Below are 24,859 nucleotides of genomic sequence, written 5' to 3'. Positions count from 1 at the left end.
AGGCTATGACAAGCAGCTTGCCACATGGCCGACACGGAGCCATGGCATGCGCGGAATCTTGGGGGCAGGACTTCTCCCAGCAGCCTATAAGACGAAAACACGTACATATAGATAGAGAGAGGCCCAGCAAGACACGGCACCAAGGCCGCAGCCACAAACTTGAGTAGCCGATAGTCTAAAAATCACATACGCCCAAAACACGAACGATCGATCTGTTATCCTGGCGCCAACATAGTCTTTCGAAAGGTTTGGCCGGGATGACTACGCAGCAGCAGATTGATATTGAATTCGACTCGCTTGCACGCGAGAACGATTCACCCAAGCTCATCGCCAACTCAAAGGCGACAGGCGGAACACTACTATCCGTTATCAAGGAGCAGCTCTCAACCTGCGGCTCTTTTGACTTTTGCGTAGCGTTTGTTGCAGACGGCGGCCTTCAAATCCTGGTCGAGACGTTCCAGGAGCTCAAGCAGCGTGGCATTAAGGGCAGGCTGCTCACGTCCACCTATCTCAACTTCAACTCACCCGATGCCTTTCGCAAGCTCCTGGAATACGACAACATGGAAGTTCGCGTATTCCAGGGTAATCTGCATGCCAAGGGATACATTTTTGATAAGGGCGAAACCAGCACGGTCATCGTCGGCAGCTCGAACATGACGCAGACCGCCCTCACCTGTAATAAAGAATGGAACGTGCTGTACCAGACTGTCGAGAACAGCCGCCTACTCGGCGAACTGAGGGGCGAGTTCAATTCGTTGTGGAACGACACCTCAACCGTTTTGCTTTCCCAAGACTGGATTGAGAACTATGCCGCATATCGATCGGCACATACCTCAAAGCCCAAATCGAAACCGACGTTCCAGGCAACTGTTAGCCCAACCACGAACGACCTCGAAGAAATCAAGCCCAATAAAATGCAGCAGCGCGCCCTTGAGGCGCTCGGCGTAATCCACCGAAAGGGCGAGACCCGTGCATTGCTGGTCTCGGCAACCGGCACTGGCAAGACCTTCCTTTCGGCGTTCGACGTGCTCGCAACTAAACCCCGGCGCATCCTCTTTCTTGCGCACCGCCGACGCATTATAGACGCCTCCCGTGTAAGCTACGAACGGCTCTTAGGTAGTACCTATACGTTCGACACCTATCAAACTGGCAAGAATATAAGCAATGCCACCTGCGTGTTTGCCATGTGTTCTTCGGTCGCCAAACATCTAAGCGATTTCCGTCCCGATGAGTTCGACTACATCGTCATCGACGAGGCCCACCGCACGGGATCTCAGAGCTACCAATCCATCATGTCGCACTTTACGCCTCGGTTTTATCTGGGCATGACCGCTACACCTAATCGCACCGACGGCTATGACGTCTTTGCCCTTTTCAATCACGTCATCGCGTTCCAGATTACGCTGCAGGACGCTTTGGCCGAAGAGATGCTAGCCCCCTTCCATTATTTTGGCATTCACGATCTGGAGATTGACGACGAGACGGTCGAAGACACTGCCTTGTTCGGACGCTTGACGTCTGACGAGCGTGTGCGTCACATCACCGAGAAGATCGAAGAATACAGCGTCACCAAAAGCAACCGCAGGGGCTTAATATTCTGCAATCGAAACGCCGAGGCCGAAGAACTGTCGCGCAAATTCAACGCCCTCGGATATCGAACGGCTGCGATTAGCGGTCAAGATTCCGATGAAGTCCGCGATGCCGCGATCAGCCGACTTGAAGCCGGCGAGCTCGAGTACATTTTCTCGGTCGATATCATGAACGAAGGCGTCGACATCCCCTCGCTCAATCAGATCATCATGCTTCGACGCACCGACTCCGCAATCATCTTTATTCAGCAGCTCGGACGAGGTTTGCGCCTGAATGATGGCAAGGAATACGCACTGGTACTAGACTTTATTGGCAATTACCAGAGCAACTTCTTGGTGCCCATCGCGCTTTCGGGTGACAAGACGTACAATAAAGACCGTCTGCGTCGTCTCGTCCAAGAGAGCGATTCGACGATCCCCGGATGCTCAACGGTAAGCTTCGATCGTATTTCCGAAGCTCGCATCTATAAGGCCATCGACGGCGGCGACTTTACCTCCGTCAGATTTTTGAAGAACGAATATCTCGACTTGCGTCAGAAACTCGGCAAGATTCCCTCGCTGCTCGAATTTGATCGTAATGGCTCCATCGATCCGCTGCTTATCTTCAAGAACAGCGGCCTGGGGTCCTACCACGCATTTCTTTCCAAATACGAGCCGGGCTACACAGTCCATTTTTCCTCTGATCAAACCAAGATTCTCAAATTTATTTCGCAAAAGCTCGCCGCGGGCAAGCGATTCGAAGACCTCTATTTGCTTCAAACGCTCGTCGAAGCCGGACACGAGGGCTATCGACATATGCGCGAGGCCGCGCTTAGGAACTACCGCGCACAACTTAAGGACAGCGCCGTTAGGTCGGCAATCGCTGTCCTTAAGGGTGACTTTGCCACTCCTAAGGATTTCGTTTCCCTGCTTATTGACGATGGATGCGGACCTCGTCTGACCGAAGCCTTTGCGACCGCTCTGCGCAATGCCGAGTTCAAACGCCAGGTTCTCGAGGTGCTGGATTTTGGCATCGCGCGCAACCGACTCGACTATGCCGAGACGTACGAAAACACAAATTTCGTTCTCAACGCCAAGTACACGTACGAAGAGGTTTGCCGCTTGATGAACTGGGAAAAGAACATCAACGGCCAAAATCTTGGCGGCTACTTCTACGACGAGAAGACCAATACATTCCCCGTGTTTATTAACTATGACAAGGCACCCGACATTAGCGAGTCCATTCAGTATGAAGACCGTTTTGTCTCGCCGAGTAAGCTAGTTGCAATCTCTAAGAACAACCGCACGCTCAACTCCCCCGAGATTCAGCGACTGCAGACATGGCCAGGAAACGGCCTGAAGACGTATTTGTTTATGCGTAAGAACAAGGACGATAAGGGCGGTAAGGAGTTCTATTTCTTAGGCGAAATGCATCCGACCGGCAAGTTCGAGGCTATTAAAACTAAGAGCAACGACAACGCCGTCGAAATCGAATATGAGCTCAACGCACCCGTGAGGCAGGACATTTACGAGTTTATGCTCAGCGATCTTAGTGAAGCCGAGTAACAAAAAGGAGCGAGGCACCATGCGGCGCCCGCTCCTTTCTTACTTAAGCCCGAGTTTCTTTTCGAGTTCCCTAACGACTTTAACGTCCGCCGGAAGCCAATCGACATCCCACAGGTTATTGGTATCGAGCCACTTCATGTCCTCGTGAGCGTGCTCTTTGAACTCCCCCGAAAGGATGGTAGCTAGGTAGCACTGCATCGACAGATGGAACGTCTCGTAATCGTGTTCGACCGTGCAAAGATAGTCAAGGTTACCGATCGTGACCTCAAGCTCTTCTTGAATCTCGCGCACGATTGCCTGCTCGCCGGTCTCGCCCGGCTCGAGCTTGCCGCCCGGAAACTCCCAGCCGTCTTTAAACTCGCCGTAGCCACGCTGGCAGCTCAGGATTTTCCCGTCCTTCTGAATAATTGCCGCTGCAACATTGATTGATTTCATAACTAGTTATCACCTCTCCAGTTGAGCCCAACCAGTATAGGTGATCGACCGCCCGCCATGTCCCAGTCGTCTAAAAACCGCCCGCTCGACCAACCCTTGACGCCGCTTTACTACCGGCACCCCATCCCCCGCTATCGAGGTCTAATACTTTTCTCACTGCCACCCAAAAACTCATCCAACATTAATCTTGGCTCAAGAATCGCTTAATCTATAACCTGCACTATAGAGTTCGACCAAGGGCGGGGCGGCGCCGCGCAACGCAGACCGCCGAACGCAACGCTCGCGCCCGGGCAGATCGCCCGGCGTCGCGCCCATCGAACGAAAGGACAGGTCATGGACGACCTCGAAAAAGTTGAAACCATCCGCACCAAGTGCAACGTGAGCTACACCGATGCCAAGGCCGCGCTCGACGCCGTCGACGGCAACGTTTTGGATGCCATCATTTGGCTCGAGTCGCAGGGCAAGACCCAGACCACGTCAGCGCACGCCGCCACCGAGTCCGCGCCAGTCGATGAGCCCTCGGCCGAGATGGTCGCCGCGCAGGCCGCCTACGAAAAGTCGAGCGAAAAGACCGACTTCTCCAAGAAGATGGACAGCGTGTGGGAGTACCTCAAAAAGCTCTTCCGCCTGAGCCTGGACACCAAGTTTATCGCCACGCGCCGCGACGCGATCATCCTCAACATTCCCATCCTGATCCCCATCGTCGCGCTGTTTGCCTGGGGCGCCACGATATGGCTGATGCTAATTGGCCTGTTCTTTGGCATGCGTTACCGCATCGATAGCGACGGCGACGTACCCGGCAGCATCAACAACCTTATGAATCACGCCGCCGATGCCGCGGACGACATCAAGCAAAATCTCAACGACGACAAGTAATCGCAGACGGGGGCACGCATGGCACGGATCCTGATCGTAGAGGACGAGGAGAAAATCGCCCGCTTTGTGACGCTCGAGCTGGAGCACGAGGGCTACCAGGTGGAACATGCCGCCGACGGCCGCACCGCCGTGGACCTGGCACTGGAGCGCGACTACGATTTGATTCTGCTCGACGTGCTGTTGCCGCAGCTCAACGGCATGGAGGTGCTGCGGCGCATCCGCAAGCACAAGGATGTGCCGGTGATCATGGTCACCGCGCGCGACGCCGTGATGGACAAGGTGGCCGGGCTCGATGCCGGCGCCGACGATTACCTGACCAAGCCATTTGCGATTGAGGAGCTGTTCGCACGGATCCGCGTAGCGCTGAAGCGCTCGGAGGCCGTGCGGGCGGCTTCGGGCGTTGGCGACGTTGGGGCCGGGGGGGGCGCTACGGGTGCCGCTGCGGTACCCCCGGCTGGTGACTCTGCCAAAACCTCTGCCGCGTCCTCCCCCGCCACGCTCGCCGTGGGCTCGGTTGCGCTCGACCCCGGCCGCCGCGAAGTCACGGTCGGCGGCTCGCCCATCGCGCTCACGGCCCGCGAGTTCGACGTCCTCGCCCTGCTTATGGCGCACGCCGAGACCGTGCTCACGCGCGAGCGCATCGCGCACGAAGCGCTGGGCTACGAATACGTGGGCGACACCAACAACGTCGACGTGCACATCGCGCACCTGCGTGCCAAGATCGAGGACGCTGGCGGCGCCCGCATCATCCAGACCGTGCGCAGGGTGGGCTATGTCTGCCGCGCGTAACGCCGAGGCCAAGCGCGTCACCTCCATCGCCCGTGCCATCAACTGGAGCTATATGTGGCGCCGCTTGATGAGCTACGTCTGGCTCGATCTGCTGCTGATGGTTATTGCGGCGGCGATCCTCGTCTATGGATACAACCAGACGCTGCCCGACGGCGCGTTTACCGCAGGATGGATCCCCGGCGCCACCGTTCACGGCATGACGCTGACGCCCGCGCGCGACTGGGACCCGGCGACGCTCATCTATACCGTCGAGCTTGCGCATACCACCAAGACTTTCCCCCTCGCGCAGGACCTCGTCGCGTTATGGCCTCTCTACCTTGTCGTTGTGGGCTGGCAGGTCATCAGCGTGCTCAACATGCTCGGCGGCGCCCGCCGCGTGCGCCGTACCATGGCACCGCTCAACGACCTGGCCTTGCGCGTGGACGAGCTCGGCCGCATGCAGCTCTCCGGCGGCAAGATGGAAACGCTGGAGCAGGCCATCGAGCGCGCAAGCGTCGACTCGCCGAGCGTCACCACCGGCGACGCCGACCTGGCAAGCATCGAAGTCGCACTCAACCGCCTACTGCGCCAGATGCAAGAGGCCAAACTGCAGCAGATGCGCTTTGTCAACGATGCGAGCCACGAGCTGCGCACGCCCATCGCGGTGATTCAGGGCTACGTAAACATGCTCGACCGCTGGGGCAAAGACGACCCGGACGTGCTGGCAGAATCCATCGCGTCCCTCAAGGCCGAAAGCGAGCACATGCAGGAGCTCGTGGAGCAGCTGCTGTTTTTGGCGCGCGGCGATGCCGGACGCACGGTCCTGCGGCGTGCGGATACCAACCTGGCCGCACTGGTCGGCGAGGTATGCGAGGAATCACAGATGATCGATGCCGCGCACACGTATCGGCTGGCCTTTGACGCTGCGCTTGTCAGCGACCCGCGCTGCGACGTGCCCGTTGACGTGGCGCTCGTGAAGCAGGCTCTGCGCGTGATCGTGCAAAACGCCGCCAAGTACTCGGATGCGGGAACGACCGTCACATTTGGCGTAGCGCCCGATGTGGGCACGGGCACGATCGACATAAGTGTTGAGGACGAGGGCATCGGCATGAACCAGGAATCCGCAGCTCACGCGTTTGAACGGTTCTACCGCGCCGACAACGCACGCGATGCCGGCGCGCAGGGCTCGGGTCTGGGGCTTGCCATTGCCAAGTGGATCGTCGATAGCCATGGCGGCGTCATCGGCGTGACCTCGGTCGAGGGCATCGGCAGCCGCTTTACGATTCGCCTGCCGCGGTAGGAAGCCCCTCGGCATAAATAAAGGGATAGGGCCACGCGGCCCTATCCCTTTTTGCTAGCTATGGCAGCTTGTGCACTACTCGCGGCACAGATGCACGGCGAAGCCGGCGAACTCGCGCTTAAAGTACACGAGCTTGGTGCCGCCGTCGGGCAGCAGCACGCGCGACCCCTCGTTGACCTCGAGCCCGCGCTCGGCAAACCACTTCTCGGCCGCATCGATGTCGTTGACGGCAAAGCCGATGTGGCCCTTGGCGCCACGACCGTTCTGCTTCATGATCTCGACCAGCGAATCGTTAAAGTACGAAACCGGGGTCTCAATAACGGGCAGGCCCATCATCGTCGAGAACAGCTCCGCGATCTCCAAGGCATCTGCCGGGTCGGTGGCGTTAATGCCCACATGGGCAACGCGCATGCCAAAGAGTTCGACCGGATTGGCGTTCTGCTCACTCATACAGTCAGCGCCTACTGAGCCATGACGTCGAGGACGGCCTTCTCGGCAGCGACGCGGTTCATGCCGGTCATGAAGGGCACGCCGCTCACGTACGGGCAGGTGAGGCCCTCAGGGGCAACGGTGGTGGCAATCAGCAGGTCGGCGCCCTCGTCGCAAGCGTCCTTGGCCTCGGAGATGGCGCACTGCACGATCTCATACTTGCCGGCATAACCATTGGCGTCGAGCATGGTGGCAACCTTCTGGGCAACGAGCGTGGAAGTAGCAGCGCCAGCACCGCAAGCCAAAACGATCTTCTTCATAGGTAATATCTCCCTTCATGGTTTACTTTAGGTAAGTGTACCGCAGCGAGCGATGGCACTCAGCCTCGATGAGCTTTTATGCTAGTTTGCTTGCGCGCTGCGTATAATACATCTAGTACGTGTTGTCATACCGCTCGCTTTATGAGCGACTAAGGACCCTAACATGCCCGATTCCCGCACACTCTGGACCGCCGTCGTTATCATCTGTATCGCCGTGTCGGTGTTCTTTAGCGTCAAAAAACGCACCACGTTTAAGCGCCTGCAACAGCTTATGGCTGCCAAGCAGTGGGACGAGTTCGATCGTTTGCTCGACGGCAAACTCACCAGCATGCTGTACCCGCGCTATAACCGCGACTACCTGCGTCTGAACTCCTATCTGCTGCGCGAGGACCACGAGCGCGCCAGCGAGATGTTCGACCTGCTGCTGGGACTCAACCTCCCCAAGATGCAGCGCGTCGACCTGGTGATTAAGGCCTTTAACTACTACGTTGGCCAGGAGGACCGCAAAAAGTCCAAGGAGCTTCTTCACGAGATCAAGGGCTTTGAGGGCGGCCAAGCCGAGGCGGTTGCACACGAGTGTCAGCTGATGTACGACACGATGATCCTCAAGCGCCACAACGACATTCCCGAGCTGGAGCGCATGCTCGAGGAGGCCGGCGACGATAAGGTTAAGGGTTGCCGCTTGGAGTACCTGTTGGCCCTACAGTACAAGAACAAAGGCGACGAGGCCAAGTTTGCCGAGTACTTGGAAAAGTCGGGCCGACACTCGATGGCTGTCAACGCGTAACGGGCGGCTTGTGCTAGACTTCTAGTCTCACGGGGGCGTGGCGGAATTGGCATACGCAGGAGACTTAAAATCTCTCGCCGCAAGGATTGTGGGTTCGAGTCCCACCGCCCCTACCATATGAAGCTTTCGAGCCCGTGTCCCCAAGGGATGCGGGCTCGTTTCTTTTAGAAGCCGGCGGGACTCGAACCCGCGAGGGGGCGAGCGTTAAGCGGACGCGCAGCGTCCGTAGCGAGCCGGCGAGGGCGCCGGCAGGCGTCCGAAGCCGGTGCGGATTTGCGCAGCAAATACGCAGACGTCCCACCGCCCCTACCATTTGGCTTTTACGAGCTCGTGTCCCCCGGGGATGCGGGCTCGTTTCTTTTGGACGCCGTCAAGCCTCTAAGCTGCGGTGGAATAGTTCCTGTTTTGGCAGTCTATCAGCCCATTTAGGAACTATTTCACCGCAACTTATGAGGGGATGGTTAAAGGGTGCTGAGAGTGGGGGTCCAGGCGATGGTGGGGGTCGCGCCGTCGAGGGTCTCGTTGATGGTGGCGGCCATGCCGGCGAGGAGGCTGTTCTCACTTACGGTGAGCGACTCGTAGCCACCGGCGCGCATGAGCTCGCAAACCACCACGGCGCCGGCCAGAATCACGCCCGCGCGCTTGGGCTGCACGCCCGGTAGTGCGGCGATGCCCTCCACGTCCAGCGTGGACATACGATCGATGGCGGCCGAGATCTGCTCCATCGAAAGCTCGCGCAGGTGCACAAAGTTCGAGTCGTACGGCTCCAGCTCGTGGACCAGCGCCACGAGCGTGGTGACGGTACCGCCCACCGCAACGAGGCGCTCAGCACGCTCAAAGTCACTGGGCAGGCCTTCAAAATAGGCGGAGAACTGCTCGCCCGCCCACGCGGCGGCAACCGCAAGCTCGCCGTCCGCGGGCGGCAACGCCGAGAAAAAGCGCTCCGTCACACGACGGCAGCCAATGTCCAGCGAGCGCGTTCCCTCCAGCGCAAAGACCCCGCGCTCCGGAGCGTATACGCCCGTCGCGAGCTCCGTGGAGCCGCCGCCCGAATCGGCGACGATAATGCGTTCACCGGCAAAGTCGTGCGCCACGCCAAAAAATGTCAGGCGTGCCTCGACCTCGCCCGGAATCACCTGCGGTTCGAGCCCCAGCCCGCGCAGGCCGTCCAGCAGCAGCGCGGCGTTGGACGCATCGCGCGCTGCACTCGTGCAGGTGGTGCAGACGCACGCGGCTCCAAAGGCGCGCGCCTCATCCACAAACATGTGACACGCATCGAGCACACGCTCGACAGCCGCCTCGCAAAAGCGGCCCGTCGCGTCCACGCCTTCACCCAAGTCGGTAATCTCGGTATGCTTGGACGATTCCACAATCGCCCCGCCCTCGACCTGGGCCAACACCAGTCGCGACGACACCGTTCCCAGGTCGATCGCGGCCACCTTATAGCGTTTGCAATTTGTCATTGCGGGCTCCCCTCCGGGCGCTATTTGCCGTTGGACACGACCGTCTGGCCCTCGACGCCGTTAAACCCAAACAGCATGTCGAGCGCCTGGATGTACCACGGCGCGTCCTTGCCGACTTCTTCGATTTCCTTGGCAACTTCGCTGGCCTTCTTGGCGTTCGACGACTTCTGGCTCGACGAGGCATCCGAATCGCCGTCCAGGCCCTGCACTTCAATCCTCTTCTCGCCGGGCATCACCAGGCCCAGGTCCTCGGACGCCGCATCCTTGATGCCCTCCTCCGAGAGCAGCTTGTCGACACTTTTTTGCAGCCCATCATTGTATTGCTGGCGAATCTCGACCTGCTTGGCCAAGATATCGCTCGAACGCTTTGCCACGTACAGGTCGCGCACGGGGAAATACAGGCTCACGAGCACCAGGGCAACGACGATGCCGATGAATAGCCCTCGCTGAGGACCGTGGGTAAAGTCGTAGATCGCCTTGACCACCGCATTGTCATTGGCGTAGCGCATAAAGTCCGAGCCCGAAAGACGGCTCGAGGGCCTGCTCGACCTGTCGTGCATCTGGGCCGAGGGACGCGACGCATGCGACGAACGTGCCGGGCGCACCGGTCCATCTGCCGAAGTATTCACATGAGCATTGGGGCGCGAGGTACTTGTCGGGCGCTGCGTGGAGCGGTCGGCGCCGGCGTAGGCGGACCCACCGAGCTGCACTGTGCGCGCACGGCGAGGCGACGGCTCACGCGAACCGGCGGAATAGTACCTGTTGTCGTAAATCTGATCCATGTGCGCCTTGTGCGGTTGAGGTTTGTTTGCGCTAAGTATCCTAGTTATAGCACGAGCGCCCGCGCCGCCTTCGCCAGCCTTTGCTCGACATAAAAAAGGCGCTGAGTCATATGGCCCAGCGCCCATAGCGCTTTGCGGCATCCTGCCAAGGCGAGGCGGAACCGAGTCAGCCTCCCCCTCGCCAAATTCGCCCGTTTAGCGAATGTTGTAGAACGCGGCCTTGCCGGCGTAGCGCGCGCTGCCCTCAAGCTCGTCCTCGATGCGGATGAGCTGGTTGTACTTGGCGATACGGTCGCTGCGGCACGGGGCGCCCGACTTGATCTGGCCGGCGTTGACGCCCACGACCAGGTCGGCGATCGTGGAGTCCTCGGTCTCGCCGGAACGGTGGCTCACGATGCAAGCGTAGCCGGCCTCCTTGGCGGTCTCGATGGCCTCGAGTGACTCGGTAAGCGTGCCGATCTGGTTGACCTTGACCAGGATCGCGTTGGCGGCACCCAGCTCGATGCCCTTCTTGAGGCGCTCGGTGTTGGTGACGAACAGGTCGTCGCCCACCAGCTGCACCTTGTTGCCAATGCGGCGGGTAAGCTCGACCCAGCCGTCCCAGTCCTCCTCGGCCATGCCGTCCTCGATGGAGATGATGGGGTAGGTGTCGACGAGCTTCTCCCAGTAATCAACCATCTGGGCGCTCGTGTACTCCACGCCCTCGCCCTTGAGCTCGTACATGCCGGTCTCGGCGTTGTAGAACTCGGTCGAGGCGGGGTCCATGGCGTACATGAAGTCGACGCCGGGCTTAAAGCCGGCCTTCTCCACGGCCTTGGTGATGTACTCGAACGGCTCGGCATTGGTCTTAAGGTTGGGGGCAAAGCCGCCCTCGTCGCCCACGCCGCCGCCCAGGCCGGCCTCGTGCAGCACGCCCTTGAGGGTGTGGTAGACCTCGGCGCACCAACGCAGGCCCTCGGCAAAGCTCGGGGCGCCCACCGGCATGATCATGAACTCCTGGAAGTCAACGTTATTGTCGGCATGCACGCCGCCGTTGAGGATATTCATCATAGGTGTGGGCAGCAGATGGGCGTTGACGCCACCCAGGTACTGGTACAGCGACAGGCCCGCCGACTCGGCAGCGGCGCGCGCGGTGGCCAGCGACACGCCCAGGATGGCGTTGGCACCGAGCTTGGTCTTGTTGGGGGTACCGTCCGCGGCAATCAGCGCGGCATCGACGGCACGCTGGTCGAAGGCATCGAGGCCCACGACGGCGTTAGCGCACTCGTTGTTGACGTGCTCGACGGCCTGCGAAACGCCCTTGCCCAGGTAGCGACCCTTGTCGCCATCGCGCAGCTCGCAGGCCTCAAAGGCACCGGTCGAAGCACCCGAAGGCACCATTGCGCGGCCAAAGCTGCCGTCCTCGAGCACGACCTCGACCTCGACGGTGGGATTGCCGCGACTGTCGAGCACCTCGCGACCGTAGACGTCCAAAATATCGCTCATGTTGTCTCCCTCTCACTTGGAAACGGGTTGAATGCTTGGCGACGCGGCTTACACGCTGCAGCGGCGCGAAGGTTCATAAGTTAGCCTTGTCGCACTTTTTGCATTATGCCCTAAGTTAGCCAAGCGATACAATCTTTTTTAAAAATAATGGGAGCGATGGGACAAGTCTGTCCCGTCGCTCCCGCGGTATTACTCCCCTGCCTTTGCTGCGTCCCACAGGTCGTTGAGGCCATGGGTCGAAAGCTCGGCAAGATCTACGTGGGCATCGGCCGCCATCTGCTCCATCGCAGCCCAGCGACGGCGAAACTTGGCCGTGCTCGCGCGCAGGGCGCTCTCGGCGTCGATGCCCTCCTTGCGCGCGACGTTGACCAGGGCAAAGAGCAGATCACCAAACTCCATTTCGCGCTCGGGCGTTCCGGGAGCCTCGGCCTCAAACTCGGCACGCTCCTCAGCTACCTCGTCCCACACGTCCTGGACCGTCTCCCACTCAAAGCCTACGGCAGCCGCCTTGCGCGACACCTTCTGCGCCTGCATCAGCGCCGGCAGGTGCGTGGGCACGCCGTCGAGCAGGCCCTCGGGCGCGGCCTCGCCTGCCGCCACGGCCTTGTCCTTGGCGGCCTTCTCGGCAAGCTTGACCTCGTCCCAAATCTTGAGCACCTCGTCAGAGTTATCGGCATCCACATCGCCAAACACGTGCGGGTGACGACGGATGAGCTTGGCGTCGATATCGCGCGCCACATCGGCCAGCGTAAACTCACCGGCGTCCGCCGCAATCTGCGCATGCAGTACGACCTGCATGAGCACGTCGCCGAGCTCCTCGCGCAGATGCGCCACGTCGTCCGCCTCAATGCAATCGAGCGCCTCGTAGGCTTCCTCGATCATGTTCTTGCCGATGCTCTGATGCGTCTGTTCGCGATCCCACGGGCAGCCATCGGGCTGACGCAGACGCCAGATGGTCTGCACCAGATGCTGCAGCTCGGCCGACGCGTCTACCAGCGTGGACAGGTCGCGCGAACCCTCGGCATTTTGCTGAGCCATATGCTCGGCCATGGTTAGTCCTCCTCCATGACCACGTGGCGGAACGTGCCGCCCTCGTAGATGCCGTAGCTGTGCGAGCCGTCCTTGGGGATGCTCACGCTGCCGGGGTTGAAGAGCCACAGACCCGGGTGCGCGGCGCTTTCCTCGTTGACCTTGACGTGCGTGTGACCGTAGACGAGCGCGGAACCCTCGGGCAGCGCGGGTGCGTGGTCGACGCTGTTATGCATGCCAGCGCCAAAGACGTGGCCGTGCGTCAGGAACAGTTCACGGCCGGTCTCGTCAAACAGCGTGGCGTAGTCGGCCATGACGGGGAAGTCGAGGACCATCTGGTCGACCTCGGCGTCGCAGTTGCCGCGCACCGCGATAATGCGGTCGGCCAGGGCGTTGAGCAGCGGAATCACACGCTTGGGGGCGTAGTCGCGCGGCAGGTCGTTGCGCGGGCCGTGGTAGAGCAGGTCGCCCAGCAGCACAATGCGGTCGGGCTGCTCGGATTCGATGGCGGTGCAGAGGCGCTCGGCCCAGTATGCCGAGCCATGGATGTCGGAGGCGATGAGGTATTTCATGGGGAGTCCTTTCGGAGTGGGGTTGCTAGGGGCTGAATACGGGATCTGGCGGATATGGAGCCCATCTACCGTGTTACTCGAATCGCAGCGCCGCGCTCTGAGCCGCCTGCATCACGCGTTGGAGCGGCACGTCATGTTCGCGGGCAAGACGGGCGCAATTCTCGTACTCGGGAGCCGCGCGCTCGCTGCCGTCAGGCAGGGTCGCCACCTTAACGGATACCTCACCCCAAGGCGTCACCACCTGCTCGAATCGGCGCGGCAGGCAAACGCGTTCCATCACCTGGCGACGAACGGCGTTGGTCGTGGTCTCCAAAAAGATAATCGTCTGCAAGCGCTCGATATCCTCGTGCGAGCAGATCACCTGCAACTGCCATCCGGGGCGGCCCTTTTTGCAGTAAAGGGGCAGCCAGTGCACCTCGCGGGCGCCGGCCTCGCGCAGGCGGTCGGCGGCGTAGGCGAGCACCTCGGGCGACGCGTCATCGATGTCGCACTCCAGCTTGACGATAGTTTCGGGCGCATCGGTCTCGCGAGACAGCGGGAATGTGCTATCGCATTGCATACGGTCTGGATCCTTTCCGCACGGACTCGTTTTGTTCACTCAAACGCTAGCACATCGGACGTGGCACAGGCGTGACTTTCGTCCGTCGCCGCCCTCGCCCCTATCCAAACATGTACATCAGCCTCCAAACATGTCATTTTTTGCAGCTTTTGGAGGCTGATGTACATATTTTGAGAGCAAGCGAGGCCGCACCGGCGCCGCGCAGCCTTTCCAATCGATTTCGAGCTCCGGCGTGCGCGGCGTGTTGAGAGCTGCGCCATTACAATGGAGCGGATTCGCCAAATGCAAAGGAGTCGCCATGCCCACCTGCCCGCTGGTCGATTGCCACACCCACACTTCGTTTTCGGATGGCCATGCCTCGTTTGAGGACAACGTTCGCGCCGCTGCTGCGGCCGGCTGCCGCGCTATGGTCTCGACCGACCATCTCACCCTGCCCGCCAGCATGGACGCCAACTGCGAAGTGCAAGTTGTCGAGGGCGACCTGACGGCACATCGCCTGGCATTTGAGGACGCCCGCAAGCTCGCCGCGCAGATCGCGCCGGAGCTCGAGCTTGTCTATGGCTTTGAATGCGACTGGTACGAAGGTTGCGAGCCTTTGGTTGAGCGCTGGTCCGCGGGTGCCATAGTGCGCTTGGGCAGCGTGCATTGGATTGGCAACCCAGGCGATATCATGGCCGGCGCCGCGGGCACGGCGGGAGCGGAAAACGTCGCTCGTCCCGATACGCCCGATTCGCGCTGCGGTTGGATCGACGACGACACCAACCTGCATGTTTGGGAAAACCTGGGCGTGCGCGGTGTGTGGGAGCGCTATGTCGATGACTGGTGCCGCGCCTGCGAGAGCCCGCTTAACTTTGATGTGATGGCCCACCCCGACCTGGTCATGCGCTTTTCGAAGGAAGGCTTTGCGCCCGATTTTGACCCCGCGCCGTTTTGGGAGCAGATGGCCGAATGTGCCCACGATACGGGTCACCGTGTCGAAGTCTCGACCGCCGCGCCGCGCAAGGGCCTCGACGACTATTACCCCTCGACGGGACTGTTGCGTTGCTTTGCCCACGCCGAGGTGCCGATCACTTTTGGCTCGGACGCACACCGCGCCTGCGACATCTGCTTGAACATCCGCGAGGCCCAGGCCCACGCCTACGACTGCGGTTATCGAACCTTCGACATCCCCCACCTCACCGGAGAATGGGAGTCCACACCCCTCGCCTAGCCATCCCTTCATAAGTTGCGGTGAAATAGGGATTGTTTTGCTTGATGAAGCGCTTAAACAGTCCCTATTTCACCGCAACTTCCATGACCCCGTTACACCAACAAAGACTGTCCCAAACGACTAGTGGCGGCGGGCGTTGAGTTCGCCGGCAAGCTCGTCGAGGGTGATACCGTAGCGCTCAAGGGTTACGAGCAGGTGGTAGACCAGGTCGCCGGCCTCGTAGCGGATGTGATCGTGATCGTTATCCTTGCAGGCCATGATCACCTCGCTCGACTCCTCGGCAAGCTTCTTGAGCAGCTCATCCTCGACGTCGGTCAGCAGACGCGCGGTATAGCTCTCCTGCGGCGATGCATCACGACGACCGTGAATCACCTCGGCCAGACCTGTCAGCGTCTCACCGATATTTCCATCCTGAATGTTTGCGGTGCGCACACCCATAGTTCAATCCTTTCTGGTGGCCGAGCGTCTAATCGAGCGCCCGCCCTACGCGAGTTTCTTAAAGAAGCAGGTACGGTTGCCGGTGTGGCAAGCCGGGCCCGGCGAGTCAACCTTGACCAGCAGCGTATCGCTATCGCAGTCGGCCCAGAGCTCCTTGACCGCTTGCATATTGCCGCTCGTCGCGCCCTTGTTCCAGAGCTCCTGGCGACTGCGGCTCCAAAACCACGTGGTGCCGGTCTTGAGCGTCAACCCCACCGACTCCTCGTTCATCCAAGCAACCATAAGCACCTCGCCGGTGTCATATTGCTGAACCACACAAGGAATCAATCCTTTGGCGTCGTATTTAAGATCCGCTGGAGTAGTAATTTCTCTCATTTCAATTCCCCAATTTAAACATCGCCGGTCGGCGAGGGTTGTCCAGGTGCCCGAGATTCCGAGCGACAAGCCCGACGACGCGTACTTAAGTACGCGAGGAGGGTTGGAGCCGGAAGGTCGGGTGCCTGGACAAGCCGCAGCATTAGAAGTCCAATCTCACAGGAATGCCCTGCGACGCCATATACTCCTTCACCTGGCGAATGCTGAACGTCCCAAAGTGAAAGACGCTTGCCGCCAGTACGGCGTCGGCTTCGCCCTCGATCACACCCTCAGCAAAATGCTCGAGCGTGCCCACGCCGCCGCTCGCGATGACGGGAATCGGCACCGCGCGCGCCACGGCGCGGGTGAGCGCCAGGTCAAAGCCGGCCTTGGTGCCGTCGCGGTCCATACTGGTGAGCAAGATCTCGCCGGCGCCGCGACGGGCCGCCTCCTCGGCCCACGCCACCGCGTCGATACCCGTGGCGTTGCGGCCGCCTGCGGTAAAGACCTCCCACTTGTCGGCACCAGATGCGCCGGGCAAACCGACGCGCTTGGCATCGATCGCCACGACCACGGCCTGGCTGCCAAACGCCGCGGCAGCCTGGCTAATCAACGACGGATCGCGCACGGCGGCAGAGTTAAGCGACACCTTGTCGGCGCCGGCTGCAACCATGGTGCGCATGCCCGCCAGGTCGCGAAAGCCGCCGCCCACGGTATAGGGAATAGCGAGCTCCTCGGCCGCATGCGCCGCCATCTCGATGGTCGTCGCGCGGTTGTCGCTCGTGGCGGTAATGTCCAGGAAGACAACCTCGTCCGCACCCTCGCGGTCGTAGGCGCGGGCTAGCTCCACCGGGTCGCCCGCATCGCGCAGGCTCACAAAGTTGACGCCCTTGACCACGCGGCCGTCCTTGACGTCCAAGCAGGGAATCACGCGTTTGGTAAGCATGGGCTACTCCTCCCCTCGGGCGGCGGCTAGCGCCTGGGCCAGCGTAAAGTTGCCCTCGTAGAGCGCACGGCCGGTAATGGCGCCCTCAATAGCATCCTCACCCACCGCGGCCAGTGCGCGGATATCGTCGAGCGTCGAGATACCACCCGAAGCCACGACGGGAAAGCCCGCGACCTCGGCCACATGACGATACGCCGCCACATCGATGCCCGTCTGCATGCCATCGCGCGCGATGTCGGTATACACCAGATGCTTAAAGCCCAGCTCGGAAAGCTGCGCCACGGCATCGTCGAGTGCCACGCCCGCGCCGTCGCGCCAGCCGTTCACCTTGACCTGGCCGTCGCGTGCGGCGATATCTGCCACCAGCAGCTCGCCAAAGCCGCGAGCCGCCACCTCGGCAAATCCCGGCTCGGTCACGATCACCGTGCCCAGCGCGATGCGACGCGCGCCATAGCCGGCAAGCTCGTCGATGCGCGCGAGCGAGCGAACGCCGCCGCCCACGTCCACGGACAGACCGTCGACGCCGCAGATAGCCTTTATCGCCGCCGAGTTGGCAGCGCACGCGTCCTCGTCCTCGCCAAAGGCAGCGGACAGGTCGACGACGTGCACCCAGCTCGTGCCCTGCTCGGCAAAGGAGCGGGCAACGGCCACGGGGTCGTCGGAATATACCTTGCAGCGGCTCCGGTCACCGCGCTCCAGGCGCACGACCTTACCGCCGATCAAATCGATTGCGGGAAACAGAATCATCGGCCGGCCCCCTCGACGATGCTCACAAAGTTTTTAAGAATGCGCTGACCCAGCGCGGAGGATTTCTCGGGATGGAACTGGCAGCCCCACACGTTGCCATGGCGCACGATGCACGGGAAGCTCCGCGTATAGTGCGTGCGCGCCAGCACATCGGCGGCATCGGCATCGTCGGACACCGCGTAGCTGTGGGTGAAGTACATGTTGGCACCCTCGGCAAAACCAGTAAGCAGCGGATCGGCCGCACCGGTGGGCGTCATGTGCACCTGGTCCCAGCCCACGTGCGGCACCTTCAGGCGACTCGACTCCAAGCGCGTGCACGAACCGCACATAATACCCAGGCCATCGACCCAGGGGCCACCGGCCTGCTGGGGGGTGTTGCCATCGGCAACCGCGCCCTCGTCCGCAGGCACGCCTTCGTTGCCGCGCTCAAAAAATAGCTGAAGGCCCAGGCAAATGCCGAGCAGCGGAGTTCCGGTGGCGACAGCATCGAGCACCGCGTCCGCCTCGCCACTCTGGCGCATAAAGGCGATCGCGTCATAGAACGCGCCCACGCCCGGAATGACCAGGCCGTCGACGCGGCGGATCTGCTCCGGATCGTCCGATGTGCAGGCGGCGGCACCGGCGCGCGCAAGCCCGCGCACGACGCTCGACAAGTTGCCCTTGTGGTAGTCAACTACCACGATCTTCGGTTCGCCCACGCGACCCTCCTTTTCCCCATTCAAAACCTGTCCCTTTTTTGGCAGGTTACAGCGATCCCTTGGTGCTGGGGATGCCCTGCACGCGGGGATCGAGCTCGCAGGCGTGGCGCATCGTGCGGCCCACGGCCTTAAAGGCAGCCTCGATAATGTGATGCGAGTTGCTGCCCGCCAGCTCGCGCACGTGCAGCGTGAGCTTGGCGTCGCGCGCAAAGGCGTAGAAGAACTCGACGGCCAGCTCGGTATCGAAGCTGCCCACGCGCTCGGTCGGCACGGGCAGCTCGCAGTAGGCCTGCCCACGGCCCGAAATATCAACAGCAGCCATCACGAGCGTCTCGTCCATGGCGATCGCCGCGTCGGCAAAGCGCGTAATGCCCGCCTTGTCGCCCAGCGCCTGGCAAAACGCCTCGCCCAGCACAATACCCGTGTCCTCGACGGTGTGGTGCGCATCGACCTCCACGTCGCCCACCGCGTGCACCGTCAGATCGAACAGACCATGGCGGCCAAAAGCGTTGAGCATGTGGTCGAAAAACGGCACGCCGGTCGAGATATCGCACACGCCAGATCCGTCCAAGTCGAGCTTTACGACAATGTCGGTCTCGCCCGTCTTGCGGGTTACCTCAGCATAGCGGTCCATCTACATCTCCTCCTTCACCAGCGTGGCAAACGCGGCCAGCACCTCGTCGTTTTCCTGCGGGGTACCCACGGTAATGCGTAGGCAGTCCGCGAGCCCCGGCGCATAGCTAAAGTCGCGCACCAAAATCGAATACTCGTCGCGCAGACGCTCGCGCACGTGCGTGGCATGCGGCGTGCGCACGAGCACAAAGTTCGCCGCGCTCGGCCACGCCTCCACGGGCAGACCCTCGGCAGCCATTGCGTGCAGGGTACACAGTTCACGCTCGCGCTCGGATGCAACCTGTGCCACCACGGGCGCGTACGCGTCGCGGGCACGCACGCAGGCAAGCGCGGCGGCCTGGCTCAGCACGTTAACCGAATAGATCTGGCGAATCGCCGCGAACACGTCGATGACCTCGGGCGCCGCAATCACATAGCCCAGACGCGTGCCGGCGGCGCCAAACGCCTTGGACAGCGTGTGCAAAATCACCAGGTTGGGATGCTCGGCGATAAGGCCTTGCACCGTGGTGGCCGCGCCAAACGAATCGTCCGCAAACTCAACGTAGGCCTCGTCGACCATTACCATGCCGGGGCACGCATCGCACAGGGCCGCGACAAAGTCGAGCGGCGTCACATCGCCCGTGGGGTTATTGGGCGAGGTCACGATCGCCAGATTGCACTCGGGCGCCGCTGCGAGCACAGCCGCTTGGTCGAGCTCAAAGGTCGCCGGGTCGCGCCACACGTCGCGCACCTCGGTCTGGCACAGCGACGCAAAGAACGCATACTCGCTAAAACACGGTGGGCAGTTGAGCAGGGTCCGCCCCGCGCCGCCAAACGCCAGCAGGTAGTTATAGAGCAGCTCGTCTCCGCCGTTGCCCACGCAGATGTTCTCGCGCGTCACGCCATGCCAAGTGGCAAGCTCGTCGCGCAGGTCGTTGGACATGGGATCGGGATAGCGGTTGAGCGGCGTGGCAACCAGGGCCGCGTCGACCGCCTCGCGCACGCCGGCCGGCACGGGATAGGTGTTCTCGTTGGCCGAAAGGTTGATGCGCGTGGGCGTAAAGTTAGGATCGTAGGGCTCAATACCGGCCAGGTAAGGCTGGACGAGTTCCTTCATGCGGGGCGTCAGCTCGGCCATATTAGGCCCCCTCGACGACCGCGCCAGTGGCACCGCCCGCAGCTGCCGCCAGGTCCACGCCCTCGGCGACCGTCGCGGTCGTATCACCCGGCCAGGCGACCTTGGTCAGGTCGGCCGCGGCCAGCGACTCGGCACTCACGGCACCCTCGCCCTGCTCCAGCACGCGGCGGCGCAGTGCGGCCGAAAGCGCGTGCGCCCACAGGCCCTCGGCCTCGGCCAGGCGCTGCGTCGCGGGAGCGTCGGAGAGCAGACCCTCGGGCGTATAGCAAATGACGCTCGAGCGCTTAACGAACTCTTCGACCGAAAGCGGGTTGGAGAACATGGCCGTGCCGCCGGTCGGCAGCGTGTGGTTGGGGCCGGCAACGTAATCGCCGAGCGGCTCGGAGCTCCACGCGCCCACAAAGATGGCGCCGGCGTTGCGAATGCCGCCGAGCAGGCCCATCGCATCCTTACAGTGCAGCTCAAGGTGCTCGGGCGCCACGGTGTTCACCGCCTCGACAGCGGCAGCCATATCGGCGGCCACCACGATGGTGCCCTCGTTATCGAGCGAGGCACGCGTGATCTCGGCACGCGGGGACTGCGCCACCAGAATATCGATACCCGCCTCGACCTCGCGCGCAAACTGCTCGTCGCAGGTCACCAAATAGCAGGCTGCCAGCGGATCGTGCTCGGCCTGAGCCATCAGGTCTGCCGCGACCACCATGGGCTTGGCCGTAGCATCGGCCAGCACGCAGACCTCGGACGGGCCGGCGACCATGTCGATTCCCACATCGCCCGAGACAATCTGCTTGGCCGCCGCAACAAAGGCGTTACCCGGGCCGGTGATTTTGTCGACGCGCGGAATGGTCTCGGTACCGTATGCCAGCGCGGCCACGGCCTGGGCGCCGCCCACCATATAAATTTCGTCCACGCCGCCGAGCTTTGCCGCGGCAAGCGTGTAAGGGCTGATCAGGCCGTCCTTTTGCGGCGGGGTCACCATGACCACGCGCTTGACGCCGGCAACCTTGGCGGGAATGGCATTCATGAGCACCGTGGAGGGGTACTGCGCGCGACCGCCCGGCACATAGATGCCAGCCGCCGCGAGCGGGGTCACCTTAACGCCGAGTATCGTGCCGTCCGGGCGCGTGGTAAACCAGCTCTGCTCGACCTCGCGCTGGTGGAACTCACGAATCTGGTGTGCAGCCTTCTCGAGCGCCGCGACAAAAGCGGGATCGAGGCCTTCGAGCGCGGCATCGATCTGCTCCTGCGGCAAGCGGAAGCTCTGCAGCTCGACACCGTCAAAACGCTGACAGTAATCGCGCACCGCGGCATCGCCGTTGGCACGCACGTTGGCCACGATATCGCGGGCGGCGTCGACGATGTTTTGCGGCAGCACGCCCTTGCGGTTGAGCTGGTTGGTAACGAGGCGCTCACCGGGAGCAAGCTTGATGGTCTTCATATCGGTATCCCCTATCGGTCGAGGTTGTGTTCGAAAAACGAGAGGCCGGGCGGCGGCGCCAATCGGCCCGCAGCCCAGACGTTGGGACGCCCGTGCGTGCTCGCGCTATTGTGCCGAGCCCGCAACGGGCTCAAAATGCTTGTCCTTAACGGCCGCCGCCAAGCGATCTGCCAGATTGCGCACGCGCGGATCCAGACGCGCAGCGCCCGGGTTGACAAAGAAGCGGGCCGTGCAGTCCATGATGCGCCCGGTGATGACCAGGTCGTTGTCGTGCAGGGTAGCGCCCGTGGCGGTAATGTCCACGATGCGGTCGGTCATGCCGACGATGGGCCCCAGTTCGATGTTGCCGTGCAGCGAGACGATATCGGCATTCACGCCGCGCTCGGCATACCAGGCACTCGCGATGCGCGGGTACTTGGTGGCCACGCGAAGCGAACCGCGGCGGGCATAGTTGCGCTCGGCCTGACCGGCGCGCCACGCGGGCTCCGCCTCGATAAAGGTGCACAGGCCATAGCCCAGGTCGACCAGCTGCAGCAGGTTGAGGTCTGCCTCGATAAGCGAGTCCCAACCGCAGATGCCGCAGTCGGCGCCGCCGCAGCCCACAAAGGCAGGCGCGTCGCTGGGGCGCACAATGACAAACTCGATATCTCCGACCACGCCCTCGCCGGCACGCGTGTCGCGACCGCGCACGATTAGATGACGGCCGGGGTCACGCAGCTCAGAGACATCCAGGCCCGCGGCCTCGAGCACGTCGAGCGTGTCAGCCTTAAGCGAGCCCTTGGGCACGGCGATGCGCAGCGGGCCCTCGGCGCCACGGCCCGCGGCGTGATCGCCGTCGGAAGCGGCATCCTCGGCCGAGGTGCGCGCGGCCTCCAGGCGCTCGAGCGAAAAGGCAAAGCCCGCCGCCGGCACCTCGATGCCGTCACCAAATGCGCCGGTAAAGATGGAGTCGTAGCGTCCGCCCGAGCCAACGGGATCGGGCAAGCCGCCGGCATAGGCCTTAAAGACCAGGCCCGTGTAGTAATCGAAAGAGTTCATGATAGAGAAGTCGAACGACAGCACCTGGGCGTCCTCGGGTGCCAGGCCCTTGACCAGGGCACGCAGCTCGCGCGTCAGCGGCGCGACGATACCGGCGGCCTCCAGCAGCGCGTCCACACGGTCGAGCACCTCGGCACCGCCGTGCAGACGCGGCAGCTCGCTAATGGCGGCCTTGACGGCATCGGACTCGACACTTGCCGCCACGCGGGCATCGAGGCCCACAAAGTCGTTGGCATGCACGCAGCGCAGGGCCTCGGCAGCCAGTTCACGATCCTCGCATACCGCGAGCAATTCCTTAAAAGGACGCACACTGCCTGCGATAATGCGCGCATCGGGAAGTGCCAGCTCGCGTACGGCCTCGGCAACGAGCGAGACGATCTCAACATCGCCCGCAGTATCGCCCGCGCCGATAAGCTCAAAGCCCAGCTGCGTAAACTGGCGCGAGCCACCGGCATTGCGCCGGCACTCGCGAACCACCGGCGCCTCGTAGCGAAGGCGCAGGGGCAGGTCGGCCGCGCGCATGCGGGTCGAAACCAAGCGCACGATCGGCAGCGTGTTGTCAGGACGGACCACCAGCAGGCGACCATCATCATCAAAGAGCTTAAACGGCGTGTCCGCAATCCGACCGCCTTCCTCGAGCGAGCCCTTGTCCTCGAGCAGCGGTGTCTCGACCGGAAGGTAATGATGCTCCCTGAAGCAGCCCTTCACCGTACATGCGATCTCCTCGCGCGCCTGAGCCTCCTCGGGCAATATGTCCCGGAATCCCCACGGTGTGGCCGTCATCTGGTGAGCCTCCTCATGCTGTGTTTCATATAGAGCAGAAGACCGGCATAGCTCCGCCGGTCTTCTGGGTACTTTAGCATACTAGAGTGTTTGCGGGGAGAATCGTCCTCCTCGGCTCATAGCGTATTCATTTGGAAACATAGGGGAAAGCGTGTCCCGCCCGCCAGCCAAAAACTGGGATGCGGTTTCCGGTTGAGGTCCTCAGCGGAAAGTGTGTCCCATTCTGAGCGCCTGTTCTGGGACGTGCTTTCCGCCAGAAGCCTCAAGCGGAAAGCACGTCCCGTTTCTCAAAAAGCGTCAAACGCCAACTCGGCGCCCTGTCCCACTTAGGCGCCAATCGCGCGTCGGTACTCCGCCATAACCTGAGCGTCGGCTGCCGCGGGATTGGCGAAATAGCGCCAATCATAGGTCTCGGCCGAAACAACTCCGCGATAGCCGCGCGACACCAGCCTATCTAGGTCGGCGCGCATATCGCGGTCGCCGTCACCCCAGGCAAGATGCGTCGTGCCATCTGCCGCAACATCGACAAAATGCACGTGGGCGACATCATCGCCAAGTAGATCGAAATAATCGTCGATGGTATCCCCTGCCACCGCCATAGCGCCCAAATCCAGACACGCCTTAAGTGCCGGATGATCAACCGCCTCGATCATGCGCTTCGTATCGGCCGCCGAGTTCACGATCATCGACTCAACCGGCTGTAGGGCCTCGAGCACCAGTCGCACGCCGCGCTCTCCCGCATGTTCGGCAATCGCACGCAGCATCGAGGCGCTGCGACCCCACGCGTCCTCAATCGGCTCGTTCAAAAATGCCCAGCCGCTCGAAACCATGACCTGCTCGGCTCCAAGTTCCTCCGCAATATCTACAACGTTCTTAAAGTACGCGAGTGTGCGGGCACGCGCCTCATTCCCGCGCGCCGCGATATTCCACGGCTTGGGGTTGTTCTGTTCGGGACAAAGCCCCACAATCCGAACCCCATACCGCTGTGACAGCTCCCGCACCTGCTCGAGCGAATCGTATCCATGGCAATCGACATACAGATGCATCGCCCCGGTCCAAAGCTCGCAACACGTATAGCCCGAGGCCGCTGCCGAAGAAAAGAATTCCTCAAGGTCAAAATAACGATGGCTGATATTCATGACGGCAAGCTGGGGATAGCTCATAATTACTCTCCAACCCAAGCGAGGCCCCGTTCCATATAGGAGCGAGGCCCGATTACACAAACGTTATTTGGTCTTAGTAGTCGAACTGGTGATAGTAACGACGGTAGTTGAGGTTGTGCTTGGTGACCGTCTCGTAGTAAGCGGCAAGGCGATCGGTGATCAGCGAGGAGAGGATCCACGGAGACACGATGACGCGGAACTCGTCGTCAAGGCCGGGGATCGCGAACTCGGCGGTGTCGATGATGTTGATGTCGGTGTCGCCGGTCACGCCGCGGTTGAGGAAGGCGCGGACGCGCTCGTCGAGCTTGCGGTTCTCGTCCTCGCCCATGAACAGGAACACGGGGACGCCGGGCTC

General features: G+C 61.7%; 25 protein-coding genes, 1 tRNA gene and 1 pseudogene. 7 read left to right on the top strand and 20 right to left on the bottom strand.

The window, feature by feature from the left end; genetic code table 11:
• Window positions 1-257: 257 nt before the first annotated feature.
• Window positions 258-3,134 carry a DUF3427 domain-containing protein gene (locus I2G40_RS08825; protein WP_195544832.1) on the top strand — a complete coding sequence of 959 codons (2,877 nt, stop codon included), beginning with the start codon at window positions 258-260 and terminating at the stop codon, window positions 3,132-3,134.
• A gap of 39 nt (window positions 3,135-3,173) precedes the next feature.
• Here I2G40_RS08825 and I2G40_RS08820 read toward each other — a convergent pair whose 3' ends face one another.
• The gene (locus I2G40_RS08820; protein WP_195544831.1) at window positions 3,174-3,569 is read right to left on the bottom strand and encodes a (deoxy)nucleoside triphosphate pyrophosphohydrolase; all 396 of its coding nucleotides are present in this window, start codon (window positions 3,567-3,569) and stop codon (window positions 3,174-3,176) included.
• Window positions 3,570-3,902: 333 nt separating this feature from the next.
• Between I2G40_RS08820 and I2G40_RS08815 the strand changes: the two genes are divergently transcribed.
• Genes I2G40_RS08815 through I2G40_RS08805 form a run of 3 tightly spaced genes read left to right on the top strand, consistent with a single transcriptional unit; the run spans window position 3,903 to window position 6,513 of the window.
• The gene (locus I2G40_RS08815; protein ID WP_138377829.1) at window positions 3,903-4,445 is read left to right on the top strand and encodes a UBA domain-containing protein; all 543 of its coding nucleotides are present in this window, start codon (window positions 3,903-3,905) and stop codon (window positions 4,443-4,445) included.
• An 18-nt stretch (window positions 4,446-4,463) separates the two neighbouring features.
• Complete coding sequence (locus I2G40_RS08810; protein WP_195544830.1) at window positions 4,464-5,234, top strand: response regulator transcription factor; 771 nt, start codon at window positions 4,464-4,466, stop codon at window positions 5,232-5,234.
• Window positions 5,218-6,513 carry a sensor histidine kinase gene (locus I2G40_RS08805; RefSeq protein WP_195544829.1) on the top strand — a complete coding sequence of 432 codons (1,296 nt, stop codon included), beginning with the start codon at window positions 5,218-5,220 and terminating at the stop codon, window positions 6,511-6,513. The genes I2G40_RS08810 and I2G40_RS08805 overlap by 17 nt, the downstream gene beginning before the upstream one ends.
• Before the next feature lie 75 nt (window positions 6,514-6,588).
• On the opposite strand, the gene I2G40_RS08800 is transcribed toward I2G40_RS08805, so the two are convergent.
• Together I2G40_RS08800 and I2G40_RS08795 are read right to left on the bottom strand one after the other, a co-directional pair.
• Window positions 6,589-6,963, bottom strand: coding sequence for a VOC family protein (locus I2G40_RS08800; protein ID WP_195544828.1), 375 nt, complete (start codon window positions 6,961-6,963; stop codon window positions 6,589-6,591).
• An 11-nt stretch (window positions 6,964-6,974) separates the two neighbouring features.
• Window positions 6,975-7,262 (bottom strand): PTS sugar transporter subunit IIB, encoded by a 288-nt coding sequence (locus I2G40_RS08795; protein ID WP_055252380.1) that lies wholly within the window; start codon window positions 7,260-7,262, stop codon window positions 6,975-6,977.
• Between the two features lie 163 nt (window positions 7,263-7,425).
• On the opposite strand from I2G40_RS08795, the gene I2G40_RS08790 reads away from it, so the two are divergent.
• Together I2G40_RS08790 and I2G40_RS08785 are read left to right on the top strand one after the other, a co-directional pair.
• The gene (locus I2G40_RS08790; RefSeq protein WP_195544827.1) at window positions 7,426-8,049 is read left to right on the top strand and encodes a hypothetical protein; all 624 of its coding nucleotides are present in this window, start codon (window positions 7,426-7,428) and stop codon (window positions 8,047-8,049) included.
• Window positions 8,050-8,080: 31 nt separating this feature from the next.
• Window positions 8,081-8,165 (top strand) — tRNA-Leu (locus I2G40_RS08785).
• Window positions 8,166-8,510: 345 nt separating this feature from the next.
• On the opposite strand, the gene I2G40_RS08780 is transcribed toward I2G40_RS08785, so the two are convergent.
• The 6 genes from I2G40_RS08780 to larC2 form a co-directional block, all read right to left on the bottom strand.
• The gene (locus tag I2G40_RS08780; RefSeq protein WP_195544826.1) at window positions 8,511-9,512 is read right to left on the bottom strand and encodes a Ppx/GppA phosphatase family protein; all 1,002 of its coding nucleotides are present in this window, start codon (window positions 9,510-9,512) and stop codon (window positions 8,511-8,513) included.
• Between the two features lie 20 nt (window positions 9,513-9,532).
• The gene (locus I2G40_RS09640) at window positions 9,533-10,294 is read right to left on the bottom strand and encodes a hypothetical protein (protein WP_229090734.1); all 762 of its coding nucleotides are present in this window, start codon (window positions 10,292-10,294) and stop codon (window positions 9,533-9,535) included.
• A gap of 195 nt (window positions 10,295-10,489) precedes the next feature.
• On the bottom strand, window positions 10,490-11,779 hold the full coding sequence (gene eno / locus I2G40_RS08770) for a phosphopyruvate hydratase (protein ID WP_195544825.1): 1,290 nt from the start codon (window positions 11,777-11,779) through the stop codon (window positions 10,490-10,492).
• Between the two features lie 189 nt (window positions 11,780-11,968).
• Window positions 11,969-12,829, bottom strand: coding sequence for a nucleoside triphosphate pyrophosphohydrolase (gene mazG / locus I2G40_RS08765; protein ID WP_195544824.1), 861 nt, complete (start codon window positions 12,827-12,829; stop codon window positions 11,969-11,971).
• A gap of 2 nt (window positions 12,830-12,831) precedes the next feature.
• Window positions 12,832-13,380 carry a phosphodiesterase gene (gene yfcE, locus I2G40_RS08760; protein WP_055285573.1) on the bottom strand — a complete coding sequence of 183 codons (549 nt, stop codon included), beginning with the start codon at window positions 13,378-13,380 and terminating at the stop codon, window positions 12,832-12,834.
• Between the two features lie 73 nt (window positions 13,381-13,453).
• The gene (larC2, locus tag I2G40_RS08755; RefSeq protein ID WP_195544823.1) at window positions 13,454-13,939 is read right to left on the bottom strand and encodes a nickel pincer cofactor biosynthesis protein LarC2; all 486 of its coding nucleotides are present in this window, start codon (window positions 13,937-13,939) and stop codon (window positions 13,454-13,456) included.
• A gap of 298 nt (window positions 13,940-14,237) precedes the next feature.
• Here larC2 and I2G40_RS08750 point away from each other — a divergent pair, with 298 nt between their 5' ends.
• Window positions 14,238-15,149, top strand: a complete 912-nt coding sequence (locus I2G40_RS08750; protein ID WP_229090733.1) for a PHP domain-containing protein — start codon at window positions 14,238-14,240, stop codon at window positions 15,147-15,149.
• Window positions 15,150-15,269: 120 nt separating this feature from the next.
• Here I2G40_RS08750 and hisE read toward each other — a convergent pair whose 3' ends face one another.
• The 11 genes and pseudogenes from hisE to I2G40_RS08695 form a co-directional block, all read right to left on the bottom strand.
• Window positions 15,270-15,587 carry a phosphoribosyl-ATP diphosphatase gene (gene hisE / locus I2G40_RS08745; RefSeq protein WP_195544822.1) on the bottom strand — a complete coding sequence of 106 codons (318 nt, stop codon included), beginning with the start codon at window positions 15,585-15,587 and terminating at the stop codon, window positions 15,270-15,272.
• 45 nt (window positions 15,588-15,632) lie between these two features.
• Entirely contained in the window at window positions 15,633-15,962 is a 330-nt protein-coding gene (hisI, locus tag I2G40_RS08740) for a phosphoribosyl-AMP cyclohydrolase (RefSeq protein WP_195544821.1), read from the bottom strand.
• Between the two features lie 142 nt (window positions 15,963-16,104).
• Entirely contained in the window at window positions 16,105-16,887 is a 783-nt protein-coding gene (gene hisF, locus I2G40_RS08735; protein WP_117769949.1) for an imidazole glycerol phosphate synthase subunit HisF, read from the bottom strand.
• 3 nt (window positions 16,888-16,890) lie between these two features.
• Complete coding sequence (locus I2G40_RS08730; protein WP_195544820.1) at window positions 16,891-17,634, bottom strand: 1-(5-phosphoribosyl)-5-[(5-phosphoribosylamino)methylideneamino]imidazole-4-carboxamide isomerase; 744 nt, start codon at window positions 17,632-17,634, stop codon at window positions 16,891-16,893.
• On the bottom strand, window positions 17,631-18,332 hold the full coding sequence (gene hisH / locus I2G40_RS08725; protein ID WP_195544819.1) for an imidazole glycerol phosphate synthase subunit HisH: 702 nt from the start codon (window positions 18,330-18,332) through the stop codon (window positions 17,631-17,633). The genes I2G40_RS08730 and hisH overlap by 4 nt, the downstream gene beginning before the upstream one ends.
• A gap of 46 nt (window positions 18,333-18,378) precedes the next feature.
• Window positions 18,379-18,966 carry an imidazoleglycerol-phosphate dehydratase HisB gene (gene hisB / locus I2G40_RS08720; RefSeq protein ID WP_195544818.1) on the bottom strand — a complete coding sequence of 196 codons (588 nt, stop codon included), beginning with the start codon at window positions 18,964-18,966 and terminating at the stop codon, window positions 18,379-18,381.
• The gene (gene hisC / locus I2G40_RS08715; protein WP_195544817.1) at window positions 18,967-20,082 is read right to left on the bottom strand and encodes a histidinol-phosphate transaminase; all 1,116 of its coding nucleotides are present in this window, start codon (window positions 20,080-20,082) and stop codon (window positions 18,967-18,969) included.
• 1 nt (window position 20,083) lies between these two features.
• Window positions 20,084-21,520 (bottom strand): histidinol dehydrogenase, encoded by a 1,437-nt coding sequence (gene hisD / locus I2G40_RS08710; RefSeq protein ID WP_195544816.1) that lies wholly within the window; start codon window positions 21,518-21,520, stop codon window positions 20,084-20,086.
• Window positions 21,521-21,625: 105 nt separating this feature from the next.
• Window positions 21,626-23,341, bottom strand: a complete 1,716-nt coding sequence (hisG, locus tag I2G40_RS08705) for an ATP phosphoribosyltransferase (RefSeq protein WP_195544815.1) — start codon at window positions 23,339-23,341, stop codon at window positions 21,626-21,628.
• 326 nt (window positions 23,342-23,667) lie between these two features.
• Entirely contained in the window at window positions 23,668-24,504 is an 837-nt protein-coding gene (locus I2G40_RS08700) for a sugar phosphate isomerase/epimerase family protein (RefSeq protein WP_195544814.1), read from the bottom strand.
• Between the two features lie 73 nt (window positions 24,505-24,577).
• A pseudogene (locus tag I2G40_RS08695) lies at window positions 24,578-24,859 on the bottom strand (SIS domain-containing protein); the annotation flags it as partial.

Source organism: Collinsella aerofaciens, from assembly GCF_015558785.1.
GTDB lineage: Bacteria > Actinomycetota > Coriobacteriia > Coriobacteriales > Coriobacteriaceae > Collinsella > Collinsella aerofaciens_P.
Note: the sequence above shows the minus strand (reverse complement) of the source record. Positions and strands in the feature narration are given on the sequence as shown.

What these genes read in the sequence shown, in the direction of transcription:
- I2G40_RS08825 (WP_195544832.1), top strand. Translation starts at nt 258, where the DNA reads ATGACTACGCAGCAGCAGATTGATATTGAATTCGACTCGCTTGCACGC.
- I2G40_RS08820 (WP_195544831.1), bottom strand. Translation starts at nt 3,569, where the DNA reads ATGAAATCAATCAATGTTGCAGCGGCAATTATTCAGAAGGACGGGAAA.
- I2G40_RS08815 (WP_138377829.1), top strand. Translation starts at nt 3,903, where the DNA reads ATGGACGACCTCGAAAAAGTTGAAACCATCCGCACCAAGTGCAACGTG.
- I2G40_RS08810 (WP_195544830.1), top strand. Translation starts at nt 4,464, where the DNA reads ATGGCACGGATCCTGATCGTAGAGGACGAGGAGAAAATCGCCCGCTTT.
- I2G40_RS08805 (WP_195544829.1), top strand. Translation starts at nt 5,218, where the DNA reads ATGTCTGCCGCGCGTAACGCCGAGGCCAAGCGCGTCACCTCCATCGCC.
- I2G40_RS08800 (WP_195544828.1), bottom strand. Translation starts at nt 6,963, where the DNA reads ATGAGTGAGCAGAACGCCAATCCGGTCGAACTCTTTGGCATGCGCGTT.
- I2G40_RS08795 (WP_055252380.1), bottom strand. Translation starts at nt 7,262, where the DNA reads ATGAAGAAGATCGTTTTGGCTTGCGGTGCTGGCGCTGCTACTTCCACG.
- I2G40_RS08790 (WP_195544827.1), top strand. Translation starts at nt 7,426, where the DNA reads ATGCCCGATTCCCGCACACTCTGGACCGCCGTCGTTATCATCTGTATC.
- I2G40_RS08780 (WP_195544826.1), bottom strand. Translation starts at nt 9,512, where the DNA reads ATGACAAATTGCAAACGCTATAAGGTGGCCGCGATCGACCTGGGAACG.
- I2G40_RS09640 (WP_229090734.1), bottom strand. Translation starts at nt 10,294, where the DNA reads ATGGATCAGATTTACGACAACAGGTACTATTCCGCCGGTTCGCGTGAG.
- eno (WP_195544825.1), bottom strand. Translation starts at nt 11,779, where the DNA reads ATGAGCGATATTTTGGACGTCTACGGTCGCGAGGTGCTCGACAGTCGC.
- mazG (WP_195544824.1), bottom strand. Translation starts at nt 12,829, where the DNA reads ATGGCCGAGCATATGGCTCAGCAAAATGCCGAGGGTTCGCGCGACCTG.
- yfcE (WP_055285573.1), bottom strand. Translation starts at nt 13,380, where the DNA reads ATGAAATACCTCATCGCCTCCGACATCCATGGCTCGGCATACTGGGCC.
- larC2 (WP_195544823.1), bottom strand. Translation starts at nt 13,939, where the DNA reads ATGCAATGCGATAGCACATTCCCGCTGTCTCGCGAGACCGATGCGCCC.
- I2G40_RS08750 (WP_229090733.1), top strand. Translation starts at nt 14,238, where the DNA reads ATGCCCACCTGCCCGCTGGTCGATTGCCACACCCACACTTCGTTTTCG.
- hisE (WP_195544822.1), bottom strand. Translation starts at nt 15,587, where the DNA reads ATGGGTGTGCGCACCGCAAACATTCAGGATGGAAATATCGGTGAGACG.
- hisI (WP_195544821.1), bottom strand. Translation starts at nt 15,962, where the DNA reads ATGAGAGAAATTACTACTCCAGCGGATCTTAAATACGACGCCAAAGGA.
- hisF (WP_117769949.1), bottom strand. Translation starts at nt 16,887, where the DNA reads ATGCTTACCAAACGCGTGATTCCCTGCTTGGACGTCAAGGACGGCCGC.
- I2G40_RS08730 (WP_195544820.1), bottom strand. Translation starts at nt 17,634, where the DNA reads ATGATTCTGTTTCCCGCAATCGATTTGATCGGCGGTAAGGTCGTGCGC.
- hisB (WP_195544818.1), bottom strand. Translation starts at nt 18,966, where the DNA reads ATGGACCGCTATGCTGAGGTAACCCGCAAGACGGGCGAGACCGACATT.
- hisC (WP_195544817.1), bottom strand. Translation starts at nt 20,082, where the DNA reads ATGGCCGAGCTGACGCCCCGCATGAAGGAACTCGTCCAGCCTTACCTG.
- hisD (WP_195544816.1), bottom strand. Translation starts at nt 21,520, where the DNA reads ATGAAGACCATCAAGCTTGCTCCCGGTGAGCGCCTCGTTACCAACCAG.
- hisG (WP_195544815.1), bottom strand. Translation starts at nt 23,341, where the DNA reads ATGACGGCCACACCGTGGGGATTCCGGGACATATTGCCCGAGGAGGCT.
- I2G40_RS08700 (WP_195544814.1), bottom strand. Translation starts at nt 24,504, where the DNA reads ATGAGCTATCCCCAGCTTGCCGTCATGAATATCAGCCATCGTTATTTT.